We start from the raw sequence: 15,944 nt of genomic DNA on the forward strand, positions 1-15,944 counted from the left end.
AAAAAGCAGGAAGCCCCCCGGCGCTGCCTCTTGATCTGGGATCTTGGTTATGCGGTCAGGCCAAGCGCCTGACGGATCCCTGCCTGACGGTCAACACCGCCAACCTTTTCGATACCGTTGATCAGATCAATTTCAATGATCACGTCGCCATTGACCGTGTATTTGAAATAGGTCAGCGGCATCTCGCATTTCATCTTGGCCATATCACCGGACTTAAGGGTGCCGGGATCCATCTTGGTGAAACGACCGCGCACGGACATTTCGATTGCATCGGTGTTGCTATCAGCACCATCGGCCTTTGCAGCGGCCAGCAGGCGGACACCAATACCGGATGCATCCGGGACGCCGAATTGCTTAAGAATACCGGTGTTGAATTCGGCAAGGGTGAATTCAAGCTTCAAGGCTTCGACGCCAAGATCCAGTTCGACCTCGCCAAGCATACCGGCACCGCGATAGGCCTCGGTCACACGCTCAATGACGGGGGTGACGACTTCCTCGGCAAGACCGGCAAGGCCGACACCTTCAACGAACGCGTTCCAGTTCTTAATATGTTTGGGCAGCATTAAGCCAACTCCTTAAATGGGTTCAGTCCGGACAACCAATGATCAGGCCGCCGCAACCATTGCCGCGAAGTCGACCAGATAATCGTCGGTGATTTTCTGTTCGAACATCAGGTTTTCCAGCGGCGGTACCGGGGTGTAGTCGTAGCTGATCATCAGCTTGCCGGATTTCAGTTCTTCCTTGCTGTTCTTTGCAGGGTCAAACCACGCTTCACCGCCGATCAGATAGCCATTGGCGACAAGGCTGCGGAACTTGGCATTGACGCCATCAATGATGTCACGCACCAAGGTCGGGGACATCGGCTTGTCAACAGCCCAGAAATGCGCCTCGGCCATGGTGTCGGCCAGCACCTGTGCTGTGCGGGTATAGTTTTCAAACGCGAACAGCGGATCGGCACTGCAGGTGCGCGATCCCCAGAAGCGATAACCCTTGTTGTTGATCAGCGTGGTAACGTCGGCAGCGTTCAGAACGCCTGCATCGGTGGCCGGGTTCTGCAGATCCCAATACACGTCCTTGCTGATGCCAGATACGCCATTGACTGGGACGTTTGAAATGGTTTTGTGCCAGCCGACATCCTGATCAATCTGGGCACGCAGGCCAAGCGCACGGGCAACAGCAGAAGCGGTGCGTTCAGTGCTGTTGACCGTGTCCCAATTGATGAAATCGGGATAGATCAGCATCAATTCACGCTGGCCGAAACCATCGCGATAGGCGGTCGCGGCCGGGATATCCTCGCAGTCCCAGCAGGACGCATAGGCAAAGGACCGGGTCAGTTGCGCGATCGATGCCAGTTCGGCAGTGACATTGGCATTGTCAAGGCCGGGAACACCCAGAATGCGCGGTTGCACACCCAACAGCGGCTTGGCGGCGGTCAGGGCCTGCATGCCGGTCTTCTGGCCGCTTACCACACCGCCGATAAGGTTGGTCGTGGTTTCGGCTTCGTCCGCACCTTCAGGCACACGCACAACGACCGTCAGGGGATTCCCATGATCCTTGATCGCGTCCAGGGCATAGGGAAGGGTGCCGTCATCACCTGCAGCACTGATACCGTCATTGATGTCGGTGATCAGGACAGGTCGGTTGGCCGGGAAAACGTCTGTGTCGGCAGTCTCGCCAGTGCAGACAACGCCAATAACGGCAGTCTCGATCGTGCGGATTGGGCGGGTGCCTTCAGACACTTCGACCACGCGCACGCCATGATGATATTCGGTGGGCATAACTGCTTACTCCGTAACAGTTGCAGGGAAGGCCGGGAAACCGGCAGTTACATCGAAATCCATGTGCGCCTGAAGGTCATCAGGCAGGGCGTCGATGGCGTATTCACGTTCGGTCTGCGCATCCGTGCAGGCGCAAAGCATCGCGCAGACGGCAAGGTTAAGATCAATGATCTGCTGTTGGGTCAGAAGCGGGCTCGAATTGTCGGCCATACGAACGATTTGGCCGTTCTCAATCTGGTTCGCCTTGGCCCGTTCACTGATGCGATCCAGAAGCGCAAGGCTTCGTTCGTCAGTTTGCACGACATACACAGTGCCATTCACATCAAATTCAATGCCGCCTGACATACGGCGGAATTTGTGTTCCTTGACCTTGCGTTCGAGTTTCGACTTTGCTTGATCAAGACTGATCGGCTGGGTGGTGTATAGCAGCGTTGCGGTCATTGTTGCCGGATCGTTCGGATCGCCATCGATCATCACCTGCGGGTTGCCAATCACCGTCTGCCATTCCTGATCCGGCTTACTGCCCTGATCGATCACAAGCACGAAGTTCGCCCGCAAATCCTCGACCGTGGCCAAGGCCGCGTTACTATAGGTCTTTCCGGTTTCGGCCTTAAGGCCCATCGGGCTGTTGGCCACACGGACCAAAGCCCACTGATCGTCACAAATCGCATAAAGTGCGGTCATTTCCTGTCTCCTGATTTACCGCGCACGCGCGAACTTGCCGGGGGTCCGTGCCCACGCAATACACCGATACGTCACGCCTAGTTTGTTAATGAAATTGTCGGCATTTCGGGCCTTCACGCCGTTACTGTTCATATCGATAGGGACGCTGCCCAGAAGGCCCGTATCAAGATTGAACCGCAAGGCATCTGAAACCGGATTACCCTCGGCAATGTCAGAGCAATACAGCGCCCAATTATAAATCCCGTCCGATCCATCCTTTCCGACGAATATGCGCGGCTCGAAATCCATCGGCACGAACATGCCATCGACAACGCCCGTTCCCTTTCGACTGGTCACTGCACAGAATTGCGGCACTGCGCGATGCATACGGATCAGGTATTGACCGGACGCCATTTGCGCTCCAAGCGTGCCGGTATTTGCTGTGCGCGTGAGCCATCCCGCGTCGGTGCCGTTCCCCGTGTCATTCAGGATCAGATACCCGCCCGATGCCATATCTTTATGGAACACCCGGACATCTCCGCCAGACAGCGGGTAAACCTCGGCATAGTCGAACAGACCGCCTGTGGCTTGCGCAAACATGGTAGGCGTGCCGTTGACGTGTTCAACCAGCACGAAGTCCGCCCCGGCCTTGGGGCTTGCCCGCCAGAACTGGTGGAAAACCTGCCCCTGATATTCAGTATCAGCACCGACCGAAATGCCACCCGCTATGAAGGAATGGCTGCTTGCGACCTCAGCGCCGCCGACATTGCAATTGATCGCAAGGTTGTCACCAAGCTCCGAGCATGTAACCCGAAAGTTTGAAGCGGTATCAAGCCGCTTTGCCATATGGAAGGTTTTGCCAATCGTCGGGTTCCACGGAAGGTTTGCAACATCCGCTCCGCCAGTCCGTTCGCGGGTCGTGACGTAGTCATCAGGGTTCAGAATGTCAGGACAAGGCATGTTTTGGGAGCTAAGAGTTAAAAAATCTGCTCCGCGCGGGTGTGTGAAGGGCCTCTGCCCATAATTGATTTCAGCGACGGAAACATTACCAGAACCGTCCCGGCTGGTGTAGATGCCAATTGCAATGGCTACATCTGCAATGCCCGATACCGGCGCTCCGTATGGCACGTCGTCACGATAGAACTGGGCTGTGCGGGCGTCTAGGTCCACCTCAACCCCGCAGATATTGTTGCTTGCCCACGCAGGTAAGCCGGACTGGATGGTTACGCCATCAAGTATGATGCTGTTCGTTATTGACCCATACACGGTTAGAACAACACCAACCGGCGGCGGCCACCCGCCTTCGTGTGACGCAGGGAGCAGAGCTACGTTTGCATTTGCAGAGCTAACCGCATGCAAAGGTACTTCTGCATATATTTTGCCTTTCCGCGCAGCAATGGTTGACAGATGTATTGTTCCAGAATTGGCCGAAGCAGGTCCGGTCGATTTCAAATTGCCGTTCGACAGAGTTGACACACCCGAACCGAGTTTGATCGGGTTTAGAGGGTTAAGAACAGCAAAATTGTTAGTCGGTGTATCCCTAACCTGATTGTCCGCCGTCAGACCAACGGATGTGAAGTGGTTGCCGTTACCAGACACGTCTTTGCCAAGGTCAAGCGGATCGGCAAAATCAAGATGCCAGCCGAGATCGCCATACACAGCAGCACCTTGGCCTTTGCCTGCGAAAGCCCTGGGGACCGGAACGCCGTCTGCGTTGATGTAACCAAATTCTGATAGATCGGGGTGTATCCCATCAAAAAAGCACAACTCAGCCAATATAGATTGACTGTTTTGGCCGCTTACAGTCGATACCGCCGAGGCGCAAATTCTGTGCAGAACCGTGTTGTTTACGCCGAACTCATAGTTCAGAGGAATATCCTCTGGCGTCGAGACACCGAACAACGCTGAGTTAGCTGGGCCGAAGTTAATGGAAAATTTCGCCCGCTCTGAAGCGACCGGGTTTGCGGTATCAACGGTCACCAGAAAAGGTGCCCACGCTGCCGGATCACCTATTGTCGAAAGTGACTGGCGACCGTGGTATTGTGACCCCGTGAAGGTTGTAGCGACCATTCGGTTTTGGTTGAAAATTATGCCATCGTCCTCATTTGATGAGGCCGACGACACGCCCGAAAAAATTCGTTCACCGGCCCTTGCCCGTGACCGTTTGATCCAACCGGCGAGAGCAAACTTACGCCGATTACCAGCAGAAACCGGGGTTCGTTCAAGCCACTGGCCACCATCAAATAGGCAGCCAAAATCAATCGAATCACCCGGATCACCACAGCCAATTGCCGGGAGCGGGTTGTCAAACAGAATGGACATAGATCAAGCCTCCGCCCGCTGGGTAATGTGAACGTCGATCAGAGTGCCGTTGAATTCCATGTGGATCAGGTTGACCGCGTTCGGGTCGCTATTGATCTTGCCGTGATTGACCTTGAAACCAGCGCCAAACGAAATTTCGAGAGGGTCTTCAGAACCAATCGTCAGTTCAAGCCGAGCCGATCCACCGGCAGGTATCGGGTCCGGTGCCAAGATCGTCAGCGCATCGGTCGCGGTCAGGGTGAAGCGGTTCCCGCGGGCCACCGGCAAGGTGACATCCCCGTCATCGACGGTTGCTGCAACCGGCGTGGTCCAGAAGCCTGCTGCAACTGTCCGGGTAAGGTTGTAGCGAAGGAAATCCGGGTGTGCATTTCCATCGCCATTGTGCGCAGCCATCAGATCGCCGTGTGCGGTTGCGTCCGCGTTGTGGCTATCGATGCTGTCGCCGACAAACTGTCGCGTTGCCAGCACAATTGCCGGATCGATTTTCAGTTCGACAAGCTCGGTGTTGCTGTGTTCGAGGATCACACGCAGATAGAGATCCTTGCCGACACCGGATTCCAGAACCGGCTTGAAGGTTTCCGGGTATCGGATGATAGCGATCATATCGCCGTCCTGATCAAACAATCCGGCCTCGCGCACATACCAACCGCCTTGGTTGGCTGGGATCACAGCCTCAACCACCAGCCATGATGGGTTGTTGGGGTCAACACTGATCGCGTTTACCGCAGCGCGATAGGTCTCGTTCTTCAAGGACGTTTGCGCAGCAGTTGGATTGTAGTCGCCATCAATCCCGCCATCGCCAACAGCAAATTGGGTCAGAACGACTGACTGGCCAAGGGCAAGTGCATTGGCCATCTTGGCAACACCGATATTGGTGAAGATCGTGTAATAATCGCTCATGCCATGGTTCCTTCAGGATAGACGGTCGCGATCTCGGCACCATAGGTGCCCGCGCCAAGAAACGGTCTCATTGTTTCGACCTGGCGGGATATGATCGCGTAGGGGTAAATTGTCGTGTGTTCGCCAGTAACCAGCGCCGCACCAAGAATGGGTGCGGTCGACATCTGCTGCAGGTAGATCCGCAAGTCATTCAGGTGACTGCGGACATTTTTGGTCGCCATGATGGTTTCAAGGATCTGGTCGCGTTCCTGATCGGTTAGGCCGCGTGAAATCGTGCCGACCTCAACCCGAAAGGTGAACGGATCCTGTTGTGGATTTTCCTCGAACCATTCGGTGATCTTGATCAGGTCAAGGTCCATGGCCTCAAGGGCACGGCGGATCGCACCCCGCGTGCCCTTGCGACGGTGCACATCGAAGCTTTCAGAAATAACCTTGCGCTTGACATCTGTCGGCCATGAAGGATCCCACGTATCTACGGAAAAGGACCAAGCAAGCCACGGCAGAAACGCTTCAGGGCAGTGATCAGGATCCCAAAGTGTGTCGATCACCACATCAAGTGTGTCGATGTGACTGCCCGTTTCCTCGATCGAGGTTTCAATTGCGGTCTTGTTCGGGGGCAATACGGTGGTCATGATTGCCCCCCGACCTGAACGGTAAATCCGGTACAGAGGGGGAACTGATGATCCGCTGGGGCAATTTCTGCGAACGCGGTTTCACCATCACCCTGAAAGATGACAACTTTCTGTACACCGTCCACACGGGCAGCTTTATGCAAGCCATCAAGCGTGATGGGTTCACCCAAGCGTTTCTGCTGGGCAACAAACGCTGTTAGGCTTTCGCTGGCTGCTGTGCGCACGATCTCAGCGTCCGGCCCTCCATACACCGTTAAAACGGCAGAAAATGCATACTCGATTGCGGTTGCCGCTTGGACGGTGACCTGATCGGTCAGCGGGCGCACGTCATCGTTGGTCAGGGTGGCAATGACATTGTCGAGAACTGTTTGATCCGGGATGCCGGTTTCCGTGCTTGTCATGACACTGATCACCACGGATCCGGGGGTTGGGCTCTCCACATTCACATCATAGACAAGCGGATCTGCCGAAAGCGCGTGATAGCGATAAGCACCAACAGGACCGGCAACACTCAGCGCCTCGAATGCAAGCAGGATCCGGCCACGCAAGGACGTGTTGCTTTCCATGACCGGATCAACAGGCGGAACAGCGTTTGCGTCACCTGCTTCGATCATTTTTCGCGAAACGTGATATCGTGCCGCAATGTTATCAAGGTCAGCACCCTTGGCGGTTGCGATCATGCAAGCGCGTGCCGCATCATTGATGCGCTGTCGCAAGATGGTTTCTCGAAAAGCGGATTCCTCAAGCAATTTCACAATCGGGTCGGATTCCAGTGACGGATCCCAGTCTTGCAGAATATCAGCATCAGCAAACAACTGCTGTGCCTTGGCTTTTCGCTCCGCCAGCAGGGTTTCAAATGAAATTGTCTCGATGATATCGGGGGAAGACAGCGCCCCCAGGTCGATCGCATCAAACCGGGTCGTCATGACAGCCCCCCGAGGCCAACACCATAGGTGACCGCTTCGCCATCATCCTTGACGATGCCGGTCAGATTGATGACTGCCTTGCCGTCCATTCCAGCGGACACAGAAGCCCTTTGCAGATCGAGACGCGGCTCCCATCGCTCGATTGCTTCGGCGGTTGCTGCAATGATCTGAAGCGCACCGGTCGGGTTGGCCGGTCTATCCACCAGATCAAAGACGTGTGATCCGTATTCCCGGCGCTTTACACGCGTGCCTACCGGGGTGGTCAGAATGTCGTCTACCGATTGGCCGATATGGTCGCGCTTGGTCAGCTTCTTGCCAGTCTGCCGGGACATGCCATAGGTCATGGCCTCAATCCCCCACCGTGAAGGTTTCAAATCCTTGGGCGACCAGAGAGCCGCACGCGACCGGGTCGCCCACGCGTCCCAGTTCTTTGCCGCCTACAGTGAAGCGCGGCGCACCGGCCTGAAGAACAGATGCATGAGTTTCCGGGATGGCGGGGCAGGTGTGCGCGCCCCATGCGTGCCCTTCGCAATGCACGGGGATCCCGCCAACTGTGAATTTGGGTTCGCCTTCGATGGATCCGCGTGGCGGCCAGCAACCATGACCGGTGCACAAATGGCCCTGAAGGGTGACTTTCGGCATCAAATACCCCCTTCCTGCGCATGGATGTGCGCACCATCAAGCCAAAGATCACCTTGGCACTGGATGCCGATGGCACCATCCGCCGACACTACCAAATCACCACTGCTGTGAAGCTCTAGCCGTTTGTTGCTGGTGTTGTAGGTGACGGTGGTGCCATCGTTCCATTGCACCATATCGACCGCGCCGTCGGACGATACGGAAGGCAACCCATCGGAATAGAAAACCTGAAGAATGACGCCATTTGCCGGATCGCCACTGGGCGAGGCGACAAGAACTTGGGTGCCTTTTCGCAGGTGATTGGTGCCGCGATAGTTCTGTCCAACAGAACCGGGAACGGGGATCCATCGGCCCGGTTTCCCATCATTGATGGATACCTTGGCGCGTGCGTTCTCGTGATCGACATCAACAATGGTGCCGATGGCGATAATATTTTGAAGAATGCGCAGGATTTCGGCGATGTTTTCTGACATGCGCAGATGATGACCACACGATCATTTGCCGGTCATCGGGTGGCTGGTTGTATGCCCATCGAACAACCAATGAAGGCTATTTTCCCGAAACGATGGCGTCGATCAGTTTTTGCCGGATCAAGTGCAGATCCTCGGTCGGAATCCCAAGCAATCGCCTTTCTGGGTATTTCACCCGTGGCCCGCCTTTCTCAACATAGTCAACAGCACCATAGTGGTGAACTGACGCGATCTGGGATGTCTTTCCCCGAAAACCGACAGCCGCATGCGAAGGCGTGGTTTCGATCCGCATGCGCCGGGCCTTTCGGAATCCCAGCATCATCTTCTTGGCACCCCGAATGTTGCCCTCTCTGTCGGGTTTTCGCGGTTGCCATTTGTTGCCATCGGGATCCTGTTGCTTAGTGATCCGTTGCTGGTTTCGGCGACGCACTTCGCGGGCGATATCACGCAAAAGCGTTTTCCGACCGGCAGGCGAAAGGGCACGGATCGCGCTTTCAATCCATGCGTCAAACTGCTCAAACCCGTGAAGTTCTGCTTTTGCCATCAGGAAAGATCAGGATAAAAAGAGCCCATATCAATGGCGCGAACATCCGCATCGGGCTGGTGATCAAGGTTTGTGCCGCCGTCGACAGGGTTAACCGCGACAGTGTCGGAAAGCTCGATCTGTATGGAGATATCGGCGGCCTTGGTGCTGATCACATCCACATGGAACTTTAGAGCTTCTTCGGTCCTGTCGGGAATGTTGGCATTAATCCAGTCCGTCATCACAAACAACAGGCTTTGCGGATCACCGGCATAGTCGGTGATGATCAGATGCGCAACATATCGGATCTTGAAGTTGCGGTTCTGGCTTTCAGTGCCCTGATAGGCCACGACACTGCCTTTTTCCGCGAAGGTCAGCAGGTCTTTTGCCTTGATACCCAAACCACTGGACAGAAGATGGTCCCGCGCTTCAGTCAGTTTTTGCATGTTCTGTTTCCTGTAACTCGCGGATGCGCTGGTTCTTGCCAAAGCAATCGTCGTGGGCATCGATCAGATCGACAATCAGGCGACCAACTTTCTGATCAGTCACGGGCGGGGCAGGCATCCGTGGCCGTTCCTTGCAATTGGTCAAGGCGGCCGGCACGACGGTGCGAACGGTTTTAATCTGTGTGATCGGCGGGCTGGATGCGCAGGCCGTCAATAACGGCATGAACAGCAGGGCCGACACAGCCATTATGCGGTGCATTGTCAATCCTCGATCGAAGTTCGGTTAACTGAAGCTGGACACCTTTTCGGCGGTCCTGTTCAGCTTTGATTGCGGTTTCGATAGTCTTCTGACGACGTTTGTATTCTGCGACTTCAAGCGCATTTTCCACGTTCGTCTTCAGCAGGTTTTCGGCCTTTGATTGCGCCGTTTCCAATCGCGCATTAACCGTTTGCAGTCGCATGACCATAAAACCAACCACCACAAGCAGGGCAACACCAAGCAAGAGTTTCCATTTCGAGGCGGCAAACTTGAAAATTCCAAGTCCTGGCATCGTCATCCTCCGATAACCATCAATTTCCAGAACCGCCAGATATTGTCGACATATCCGATGGTTTCCCGGCTATGGCGGCCCGTCACATCGGGAAGGCAGGTGATGATGCGCGGATACAGGTTCTCGCCCCCACAAAGGGTCTGAGCCGTGAGGATATTGCGAAGGCCTGCGTTATAGCTGGCAAGGGCAAGGCTGTGCCGGTCGCGTTCCGGTCTGGGCGCAGACCATTGGGCACGCAAGCGTCCCATATAGAATGCGGCGGCCTCGATCGCCAATTCAGGGACAAAGGCAGATGCATCTTTTGGGAAACCCAACTGCCGGGAAACCTGATCCCAAGTTCCGGGCATGAACTGCGTTATGCCCATAGCGCCAACTGGCGAGACAGCATCCACTTTGAACCGGGATTCCTGCCAGCTTTGCGCCTTCAAAAGTCGCCAATCGACACCGGGCATGAACCGTCCGGTGGCGCTTTGGAAGTCCCGATCAAACTGATCAGGAAAGGATGAGGCCGAACATGATGCAGACGCCCAGATAGACGCGACCATGAAAATCAGAAATAGCCTGATCATTTGCTTTCTCCAGCCAATCGCTCATATCGAAACCCAAGGCGCGGTTCACCAGCCACATCGCCAAACGCATGCAAAGAAACGCGACAACAGCTAGACCAAGCTTCATGCCAAATGATGCGAAGATAACGTTCTCCATTAGCCTTTTCCTTGTGCCTTGAGGTTTGCGGCCTTCTGGGCCAACCGGTAGTGCATGTGCTTGTAGATCCAGTTCAGAACGAATGTCCCAAGCGCGATGACAACTGATGCGACAGCCACTTTTTCGTTGGTGGTCATTCCGGTCAGAAAGCCTGCACCGGACGCGGCATAGGTGGTAATCGTCGTTTTATCCATCTTCAGTCCCACAGGTTCACGCCACGCTTCGGTGTGACAATTCGTTCGGGAAGTTTCACCTGCAGCCCATGGGGCAGGTGGGTTCCGTGTTTCGCCAGTCCCGGATTTGCTTCGAGAATGGCCTCGACCATCGTGCTGTCCCCAAAGTGCCGATAGGAAATCGTATCGACTGTGTCGCCCTGCTGGGCGCGAACCGTCTGCATCAGATCAGTTCCACCGTGGTCCGCTTGCGGCCCATCAGTCGGGCAACGGCTTCGTTGGAAATTTGCAGCCATCGATCTGATGTGGCTTCAAGTGCATCAGCGCGATCGTGGCCGGACTTGGTGCTGTCATAGTCGCGGGTGGTGTCGACCAACATCGATCGCACACGGTTGCAAACCGCAGTCAGGTACCAATGGGTTTTTTCACTGATATCGCCATATGACTTGGCGGGTACATCGGCCAGTGTCCCAGCTTCCTGATCCCCAACCCAATCGGCAAGAACCGCATTGATCTCCATGATGGCGTCTTGGGTGGCGGCAATGATCCGGTCGTTGCTGAAGACGTCACTCAGGCCGGTGCGTTTGCGGACAACATCAAGTTCAAGATCCGGGAAAAAACCGTCATTCGAGACGGTGGCATCACTGGCGGCTGGATTGGTAGATGGAACAAAGCTGCTCATGATTTTTCACCGGGAAAGAAGGGAGGCGGGCGACGGGAAAGTCGGGACCATCGGATAAATCCTAGACCCTTCCTCCGCGCCGCCGCCGCGCCGGGGGGACCACGTTAGTCGGAAGCCTTGTTCTGTTCGGCTTCCGCGATCTGTTTTTCCAGCTTGTCGATGCGACCTTTGACACCGCATTTGGAATTGAAGTCCAAAGCGATCTTGAAGTGTTCAAAGGCCTTTGCCGGATCGGTTTCTTCCAAAAGCAGACCGGCAGCCTTGTGCGCCTTGGCACGGACTTCGTCTGGCATGTCGTGCGCTTTGGTTAGTTCGATAGCTTCCAGCAGGACGTCAAGCTGTTCATCGGTCGGTTCGTTATCGGTGATAACGTCCAGAACCATGGCCGCGATATTGCTCTTGAAGCCTTCCGGCATGGTCATGCCGCTATCAAGGGCATAGGCCACGATCGGAAGCGCACCGGCGATATCACCGGCATCAAGACGCCACAGCATGATGGTGACCAAAATATCATCCTGTGCGCCAGATTGCGCGGAAAGCACCCCTTCAACATAGGGTTCGTATTCCGGCAAAAGTTCGCGCTTCACATTGGCCTTTTCAACCTTGCTTTGAATGGCCTTCAGGATCGCCTTGTGGCTACCAAGCAGGGCGCGGAATTTTGCGGCGATACCGGCTTCTGCCGGAACTGCTGCAGCACCGGTTGGTGCTGCAGTCTGTTTCGCCGCAAGCGTCTTTTCAAAATGCATGCGTGCCGGGGATTTCATTATGCCCAACCCCCTTCACCATCCGGCAACAGGATGTTGTCGAGGAAGGCGCAAGCGCCAAAGTCTTCGACAACATATGCCTCGTTGACAGAGTTGAAATCTTCAACGCGGTCGCGCTTCGGGTTGTCCATAATCTGGCGACGACGGCTGCCCGACTGCCAATAGATCGACAGGTTGGACCGCTTTGTGATCAGAAGGCTGCGTGTCGGGAAGAACGGAACGCCAAGACCTGGAAGATTGCCAAGCGTCTTGTTGGCCATCAGGGTGCGCAGCGCATTCTTTTCGGTCGGCGCGTCGTTGGCATTGATCAAGCCGAGATATTTGTCGGCAAGAAGCGAACGACCGGTGATGGCAACGAGTTCGCTGTCTTCGCGATACCACGGATCAAGCAGTTCATTCGTGGCGTCGAACACTGCAGCGTCCATGTTTTCATAGTCGCCACCAGCACCAACCTTGATGCCATCAAGCACGCGTTCCGAGGCATCGGCTCGGATGTGCTGGAGCCAACCAATGTTGACATCCTGCAACATCGGATAGGTGTCAATGTCGGTTTCAGCCGCCGCTGATGTGCCATTGAAGCCAATCATCAGACGGTCACGCGCAATCTGTTCGATCACCTTGTTGCGCAGTCGCGCTTGGAAATCCGGGAACTTTGCCCAGATATCCATCTGTTTATAGGTGATATAGGTATCGAAGTCGGTCTTTTTGGCTTCGTAGGTTTTGCCGGTCATGTCGCCGACAGCACGCGGGGAACGGTCGTTGTCAACAGTGTTCGTGCGGCTTGCAATCGGGCTGTCGATGCCGATGCCGACCTTTTCGCCTGACATTTCATCGACAGGCAGGATGTTGATGTCCTTCAGGAAGTCAGCACTCTCTTGAATGCGATCTTCCATTTTCTGTTCGATGGACGGTTCGACAGCAAATTTGACGGTTGCGTCGTCAACGCTGTTGAGGGCCGCAATCTGTGCCGCATAGGCATTGAACTGGCTGCGAGTGGTGTTTTTCATCGGATTTCCGTTCTGTTGGCAGAAGAAAAAGGCCGACTGCTGATTAGCAGTCGGTCATGTTTTCGGATGCAGCACCGGTGCTTTTATCGCGTTCCGGGGTGGCGGGTTCCTTCGACAGCTTCGCGGTCAGATCGGTAACGGTCTGGGTCAGCTTGGTCACTTCCGCCTGCAGGGCTTCGAGATCCTTGGCGCCAGCCTTGTCGCCCAGATCGTCGGACAACGCGGTCACCTGTTCTGCGATCGCAAGGGTGGACTGTTCGACCTGACTGAACTTGGCGTCATCGGCCTTTTCTTTGCCAGACAGGATCTGTTTTACCTTGGTGAACAGATCCGGGCCTTTCTGCTTCGGTTCGTCTTCCGCCTCAAACGTTTCAGCTTCGACGCATTCCGACTTCAGGTTGTCGGGCAGTGCACCCTTGTTCTGGGTCGCGAACTTGATGATCTCGGTGCCAAGCGATGCCGGGTTGTCCGTGATGGCCAGCCCTTGGCAATAGGCTTCGCCGGTACCGGCAAAGTTCGGGTTCAACTCGATCGACCAGTAAACTTTCTGGCGGGCTTTATTGAGTTTGATCAGGTCATCGGTCGGATCGATCTGGGCAAGCAGCACGCGGTTGCCATTGCCGTCGTCTTCTGCCTTAAGCGCCAGAACATCCCCATATGCCGGGAATTCACCTTGCGGGCGCAGGCTCATAAGGTGTTCGCAATTGATCCGGGCTCCGTATTTGGCCGGGTCATAGTTGGCGGCCATCTGGTTGATCTGTTCGGGGGTGATTTCACGGCCATCAATGGTTTTGCCGGAAGTCGCTACGCGGAAGAATTTGGTTTTCATCGCTTCAGCTTCTGTTGGGTCAGGGATCGGCGCTATTTCGGCCAATGCTGCTTGCAAGCAGGCAAAAACATCAAATCCCCGGTGGTTGTTCGATGGGCATACAACCACCCCGCAAATGCTGTTGTTCGCGTCCTCTGTAACTTGAGGGCATGACAGACATCGACGTAGCCGCACGCATTGAAGCGCGAAACCTTTACCATCAGGCATACAGCGTGGCCGAGATATCAAAGCGGCTGGCCGTGCCTTATGGGACTGTTGACGCATGGAAGCGCCGCGACAAATGGGACGACACCCCGCTTGTGGCCAAGCTCGAAAACTCGGTCGATGTCCGTCTGCTGCGTCTGATCGCCAAGGAAGAAAAAACAGAGACTGATCTCAAGGAAATTGACCAGTTGGGCATCCTTCTGGAACGCACATCGCGCATTCAGAAATATGAACGCACCGGCAAGGAAGCCGACCTTAACCCCAATATCGAAAACCGTAACGAGGCCAAAAAGCAAAAGGCCAAGGCCAAAGGCAAAAATGCCCTGACCGATGAACAGGTGCAAATGCTGGTCAAGGCGTTTGAGGATGGTCTTTATGGCTATCAGATTGATTGGGGGGCTGCGAAAAAGTACCGCGAACGCAACATCCTGAAATCGCGTCAGATCGGCGCAACATGGTACTTCGCCCGTGAAGCCCTGATCGATGCCATCACCACGGGTGACAATCAAATATTCCTGTCGGCCTCAAAGGCACAGGCCCACGTCTTCAAGCAATACATCCTTGATTTCGTGCGCGAGGTGACCGGGGTGGAATTAAAGGGCGATCCGATTGTGCTTTGGAATGGCGCAACCCTTTACTTCCTTGGCACCAACAGCAAAACCGCGCAATCCTATCATGGTCATGTGTATCTGGATGAATATGCGTGGATCAGCAAATTCCTTGAATTCCGCAAGGTTGCGTCTGCCATGGCGACGCACAAGAAATGGCGGAAAACCTATTTCTCGACACCGTCGACCATCAATCACGATGCCAATGCATTCTGGTCAGGGGAATCCTATAACAAGGGCCGGGCAAAGGCAGATCGTGCGGAATTTGATGTTTCCCATGAAGCCCTGAAACACGGGTCGGTCGGGCCGGATGGTCAGTGGCGGCAGTCGGTCACGATCATTGATGCAGTGGAATCCGGTTGCGACCTGTTTGATATCGACCAGCTAAGGCGCGAATACAACGATCAGGATTTCCGCAACCTGTTCATGTGCGAATGGGTCGATGACACCGCCAGTTACTTCCTGTTTGACGAACTGCGCAAATGCATGGTCGATGCATGGGAAGTCTGGGAAAAGGACTTTGCCCCGTTTGCCGATCGACCGCTTGGCAACCTGCCGGTTTGGATCGGCTATGATCCATCTGAAACGGGTGACCAAGCCTCGATTACAGTCGTGGCACCACCCCAAAGCAGCAAGGGCAAATATCGCGTTGTCGAAAAGATCAACGCGACCGGGTCTGACTGGGCAGCACAGGCCGAAACCATTCGCCGCCTGACACAGCGATACAATGTTCAGCACATCGGGATTGATGCCACCCAGATCGGCAGTGGTGTCTTCCAGCTTGTCCAGGCGTTCTTCCCGGCTGCCGTCGCGATCAAATATTCTGCCGAGGTCAAAACCCGTCTGGTCCTGAAGGCAAAGCACCTGATCAGCAAGGGCATGCTTCAATTTGATCTTGGGTGGTCGGATGTCTGCATGGCCTTCATGTCGATCCGCAAAACCAGCACAGCATCGGGCGGCCAGATGACCTTTGCCGCCTCACGGTCCAAAGAAACCGGCCATGCCGATGTGGCGTGGTCAATCATGCATGCGATTGATCGCATCGACTTCCTTGATTTCAACGAAACCGGGGTTGCCGTCGGCTCAGACAGCCAGCGTCAATCCATTGTGGAGATTTGCTAA

The 15,944-nt window shown here is 55.1% G+C and carries 23 protein-coding genes; 1 reads left to right on the plus strand and 22 read right to left on the minus strand.

Features of this window, described 5'->3' with window-relative positions; translation table 11 throughout:
- Nucleotides 1-47: 47 nt before the first annotated feature.
- The 22 genes from DY252_RS05610 to DY252_RS05710 form a co-directional block, all read right to left on the minus strand.
- Nucleotides 48-563, minus strand: a complete 516-nt coding sequence (locus tag DY252_RS05610; RefSeq protein WP_064787320.1) for a phage major tail tube protein — start codon at nucleotides 561-563, stop codon at nucleotides 48-50.
- A gap of 42 nt (nucleotides 564-605) precedes the next feature.
- Nucleotides 606-1,778, minus strand: a complete 1,173-nt coding sequence (locus DY252_RS05615) for a phage tail sheath protein (RefSeq protein ID WP_064787319.1) — start codon at nucleotides 1,776-1,778, stop codon at nucleotides 606-608.
- Between the two features lie 6 nt (nucleotides 1,779-1,784).
- On the minus strand, nucleotides 1,785-2,462 hold the full coding sequence (locus DY252_RS05620) for a DUF4376 domain-containing protein (RefSeq protein WP_064787318.1): 678 nt from the start codon (nucleotides 2,460-2,462) through the stop codon (nucleotides 1,785-1,787).
- Nucleotides 2,463-2,477: 15 nt separating this feature from the next.
- Nucleotides 2,478-4,763 carry a DUF7483 domain-containing protein gene (locus DY252_RS05625; protein WP_064787317.1) on the minus strand — a complete coding sequence of 762 codons (2,286 nt, stop codon included), beginning with the start codon at nucleotides 4,761-4,763 and terminating at the stop codon, nucleotides 2,478-2,480.
- 3 nt (nucleotides 4,764-4,766) lie between these two features.
- Nucleotides 4,767-5,663: a phage tail protein gene (locus tag DY252_RS05630; RefSeq protein ID WP_064787316.1), complete on the minus strand. Its 897-nt coding sequence runs from the start codon at nucleotides 5,661-5,663 to the stop codon at nucleotides 4,767-4,769.
- Nucleotides 5,660-6,295 (minus strand): phage tail protein I, encoded by a 636-nt coding sequence (locus tag DY252_RS05635; RefSeq protein WP_064787315.1) that lies wholly within the window; start codon nucleotides 6,293-6,295, stop codon nucleotides 5,660-5,662. Before DY252_RS05635 ends, DY252_RS05630 begins: the two co-directional genes overlap by 4 nt.
- A complete protein-coding gene (locus DY252_RS05640) occupies nucleotides 6,292-7,221 on the minus strand; it encodes a baseplate assembly protein (RefSeq protein ID WP_064787314.1) in 930 nt (309 codons plus the stop codon). Before DY252_RS05640 ends, DY252_RS05635 begins: the two co-directional genes overlap by 4 nt.
- A complete protein-coding gene (locus DY252_RS05645; protein ID WP_064787313.1) occupies nucleotides 7,218-7,565 on the minus strand; it encodes a GPW/gp25 family protein in 348 nt (115 codons plus the stop codon). Before DY252_RS05645 ends, DY252_RS05640 begins: the two co-directional genes overlap by 4 nt.
- A 4-nt stretch (nucleotides 7,566-7,569) precedes the next feature.
- On the minus strand, nucleotides 7,570-7,863 hold the full coding sequence (locus DY252_RS05650; RefSeq protein WP_064787312.1) for a PAAR domain-containing protein: 294 nt from the start codon (nucleotides 7,861-7,863) through the stop codon (nucleotides 7,570-7,572).
- Nucleotides 7,863-8,333: a phage baseplate assembly protein V gene (locus tag DY252_RS05655; protein ID WP_064787311.1), complete on the minus strand. Its 471-nt coding sequence runs from the start codon at nucleotides 8,331-8,333 to the stop codon at nucleotides 7,863-7,865. Before DY252_RS05655 ends, DY252_RS05650 begins: the two co-directional genes overlap by 1 nt.
- Before the next feature lie 76 nt (nucleotides 8,334-8,409).
- The gene (locus tag DY252_RS05660; RefSeq protein WP_064787310.1) at nucleotides 8,410-8,874 is read right to left on the minus strand and encodes a phage virion morphogenesis protein; all 465 of its coding nucleotides are present in this window, start codon (nucleotides 8,872-8,874) and stop codon (nucleotides 8,410-8,412) included.
- Nucleotides 8,874-9,299, minus strand: a complete 426-nt coding sequence (locus DY252_RS05665) for a phage tail protein (protein ID WP_064787309.1) — start codon at nucleotides 9,297-9,299, stop codon at nucleotides 8,874-8,876. The genes DY252_RS05660 and DY252_RS05665 overlap by 1 nt, the downstream gene beginning before the upstream one ends.
- Nucleotides 9,283-9,558 carry an Rz1-like lysis system protein LysC gene (lysC, locus tag DY252_RS22760; RefSeq protein WP_425451908.1) on the minus strand — a complete coding sequence of 92 codons (276 nt, stop codon included), beginning with the start codon at nucleotides 9,556-9,558 and terminating at the stop codon, nucleotides 9,283-9,285. The genes DY252_RS05665 and lysC overlap by 17 nt, the downstream gene beginning before the upstream one ends.
- Nucleotides 9,473-9,850 (minus strand): hypothetical protein, encoded by a 378-nt coding sequence (locus tag DY252_RS05670; protein WP_129542685.1) that lies wholly within the window; start codon nucleotides 9,848-9,850, stop codon nucleotides 9,473-9,475. Before DY252_RS05670 ends, lysC begins: the two co-directional genes overlap by 86 nt.
- A 2-nt stretch (nucleotides 9,851-9,852) precedes the next feature.
- Nucleotides 9,853-10,302 (minus strand): transglycosylase SLT domain-containing protein, encoded by a 450-nt coding sequence (locus tag DY252_RS05675; RefSeq protein WP_082923315.1) that lies wholly within the window; start codon nucleotides 10,300-10,302, stop codon nucleotides 9,853-9,855.
- Nucleotides 10,303-10,342: 40 nt separating this feature from the next.
- On the minus strand, nucleotides 10,343-10,555 hold the full coding sequence (locus DY252_RS05680) for a hypothetical protein (protein ID WP_082923314.1): 213 nt from the start codon (nucleotides 10,553-10,555) through the stop codon (nucleotides 10,343-10,345).
- Nucleotides 10,555-10,749: a holin gene (locus DY252_RS05685; RefSeq protein WP_064787306.1), complete on the minus strand. Its 195-nt coding sequence runs from the start codon at nucleotides 10,747-10,749 to the stop codon at nucleotides 10,555-10,557. The genes DY252_RS05680 and DY252_RS05685 overlap by 1 nt, the downstream gene beginning before the upstream one ends.
- Before the next feature lie 2 nt (nucleotides 10,750-10,751).
- On the minus strand, nucleotides 10,752-10,952 hold the full coding sequence (locus tag DY252_RS05690) for a tail protein X (protein WP_064787305.1): 201 nt from the start codon (nucleotides 10,950-10,952) through the stop codon (nucleotides 10,752-10,754).
- Nucleotides 10,952-11,410 carry a head completion/stabilization protein gene (locus DY252_RS05695; protein WP_064787304.1) on the minus strand — a complete coding sequence of 153 codons (459 nt, stop codon included), beginning with the start codon at nucleotides 11,408-11,410 and terminating at the stop codon, nucleotides 10,952-10,954. Before DY252_RS05695 ends, DY252_RS05690 begins: the two co-directional genes overlap by 1 nt.
- Before the next feature lie 104 nt (nucleotides 11,411-11,514).
- Nucleotides 11,515-12,174, minus strand: coding sequence for a phage terminase small subunit (gene gpM / locus DY252_RS05700; RefSeq protein WP_064787303.1), 660 nt, complete (start codon nucleotides 12,172-12,174; stop codon nucleotides 11,515-11,517).
- Complete coding sequence (locus tag DY252_RS05705; protein ID WP_064787302.1) at nucleotides 12,174-13,181, minus strand: phage major capsid protein, P2 family; 1,008 nt, start codon at nucleotides 13,179-13,181, stop codon at nucleotides 12,174-12,176. Before DY252_RS05705 ends, gpM begins: the two co-directional genes overlap by 1 nt.
- 43 nt (nucleotides 13,182-13,224) lie before the next feature.
- Nucleotides 13,225-14,010, minus strand: coding sequence for a GPO family capsid scaffolding protein (locus tag DY252_RS05710; protein WP_064787301.1), 786 nt, complete (start codon nucleotides 14,008-14,010; stop codon nucleotides 13,225-13,227).
- A 149-nt stretch (nucleotides 14,011-14,159) separates the two neighbouring features.
- On the opposite strand from DY252_RS05710, the gene DY252_RS05715 reads away from it, so the two are divergent.
- Complete coding sequence (locus DY252_RS05715; protein ID WP_064787300.1) at nucleotides 14,160-15,944, plus strand: terminase large subunit domain-containing protein; 1,785 nt, start codon at nucleotides 14,160-14,162, stop codon at nucleotides 15,942-15,944.

It is taken from the genome of Thalassospira indica (assembly GCF_003403095.1).
GTDB lineage: Bacteria > Pseudomonadota > Alphaproteobacteria > Rhodospirillales > Thalassospiraceae > Thalassospira > Thalassospira indica.

What these genes read in the sequence shown, in the direction of transcription:
- DY252_RS05630 (WP_064787316.1), bottom strand. Translation starts at nt 5,663, where the DNA reads ATGAGCGATTATTACACGATCTTCACCAATATCGGTGTTGCCAAGATG.
- DY252_RS05710 (WP_064787301.1), bottom strand. Translation starts at nt 14,010, where the DNA reads ATGAAAACCAAATTCTTCCGCGTAGCGACTTCCGGCAAAACCATTGAT.
- DY252_RS05610 (WP_064787320.1), bottom strand. Translation starts at nt 563, where the DNA reads ATGCTGCCCAAACATATTAAGAACTGGAACGCGTTCGTTGAAGGTGTC.
- gpM (WP_064787303.1), bottom strand. Translation starts at nt 12,174, where the DNA reads ATGAAATCCCCGGCACGCATGCATTTTGAAAAGACGCTTGCGGCGAAA.
- DY252_RS05690 (WP_064787305.1), bottom strand. Translation starts at nt 10,952, where the DNA reads ATGCAGACGGTTCGCGCCCAGCAGGGCGACACAGTCGATACGATTTCC.
- DY252_RS05670 (WP_129542685.1), bottom strand. Translation starts at nt 9,850, where the DNA reads ATGCCAGGACTTGGAATTTTCAAGTTTGCCGCCTCGAAATGGAAACTC.
- DY252_RS05655 (WP_064787311.1), bottom strand. Translation starts at nt 8,333, where the DNA reads ATGTCAGAAAACATCGCCGAAATCCTGCGCATTCTTCAAAATATTATC.
- DY252_RS05660 (WP_064787310.1), bottom strand. Translation starts at nt 8,874, where the DNA reads ATGGCAAAAGCAGAACTTCACGGGTTTGAGCAGTTTGACGCATGGATT.
- DY252_RS05615 (WP_064787319.1), bottom strand. Translation starts at nt 1,778, where the DNA reads ATGCCCACCGAATATCATCATGGCGTGCGCGTGGTCGAAGTGTCTGAA.
- DY252_RS05715 (WP_064787300.1), top strand. Translation starts at nt 14,160, where the DNA reads ATGACAGACATCGACGTAGCCGCACGCATTGAAGCGCGAAACCTTTAC.
- DY252_RS05625 (WP_064787317.1), bottom strand. Translation starts at nt 4,763, where the DNA reads ATGTCCATTCTGTTTGACAACCCGCTCCCGGCAATTGGCTGTGGTGAT.
- DY252_RS05695 (WP_064787304.1), bottom strand. Translation starts at nt 11,410, where the DNA reads ATGAGCAGCTTTGTTCCATCTACCAATCCAGCCGCCAGTGATGCCACC.
- DY252_RS05675 (WP_082923315.1), bottom strand. Translation starts at nt 10,302, where the DNA reads ATGCCCGGTGTCGATTGGCGACTTTTGAAGGCGCAAAGCTGGCAGGAA.
- DY252_RS05705 (WP_064787302.1), bottom strand. Translation starts at nt 13,181, where the DNA reads ATGAAAAACACCACTCGCAGCCAGTTCAATGCCTATGCGGCACAGATT.
- DY252_RS05645 (WP_064787313.1), bottom strand. Translation starts at nt 7,565, where the DNA reads ATGACCTATGGCATGTCCCGGCAGACTGGCAAGAAGCTGACCAAGCGC.
- DY252_RS05650 (WP_064787312.1), bottom strand. Translation starts at nt 7,863, where the DNA reads ATGCCGAAAGTCACCCTTCAGGGCCATTTGTGCACCGGTCATGGTTGC.
- DY252_RS05620 (WP_064787318.1), bottom strand. Translation starts at nt 2,462, where the DNA reads ATGACCGCACTTTATGCGATTTGTGACGATCAGTGGGCTTTGGTCCGT.
- DY252_RS05685 (WP_064787306.1), bottom strand. Translation starts at nt 10,749, where the DNA reads ATGGATAAAACGACGATTACCACCTATGCCGCGTCCGGTGCAGGCTTT.
- DY252_RS05640 (WP_064787314.1), bottom strand. Translation starts at nt 7,221, where the DNA reads ATGACGACCCGGTTTGATGCGATCGACCTGGGGGCGCTGTCTTCCCCC.
- DY252_RS05635 (WP_064787315.1), bottom strand. Translation starts at nt 6,295, where the DNA reads ATGACCACCGTATTGCCCCCGAACAAGACCGCAATTGAAACCTCGATC.
- DY252_RS05665 (WP_064787309.1), bottom strand. Translation starts at nt 9,299, where the DNA reads ATGCAAAAACTGACTGAAGCGCGGGACCATCTTCTGTCCAGTGGTTTG.
- DY252_RS05680 (WP_082923314.1), bottom strand. Translation starts at nt 10,555, where the DNA reads ATGGAGAACGTTATCTTCGCATCATTTGGCATGAAGCTTGGTCTAGCT.
- lysC (WP_425451908.1), bottom strand. Translation starts at nt 9,558, where the DNA reads ATGCACCGCATAATGGCTGTGTCGGCCCTGCTGTTCATGCCGTTATTG.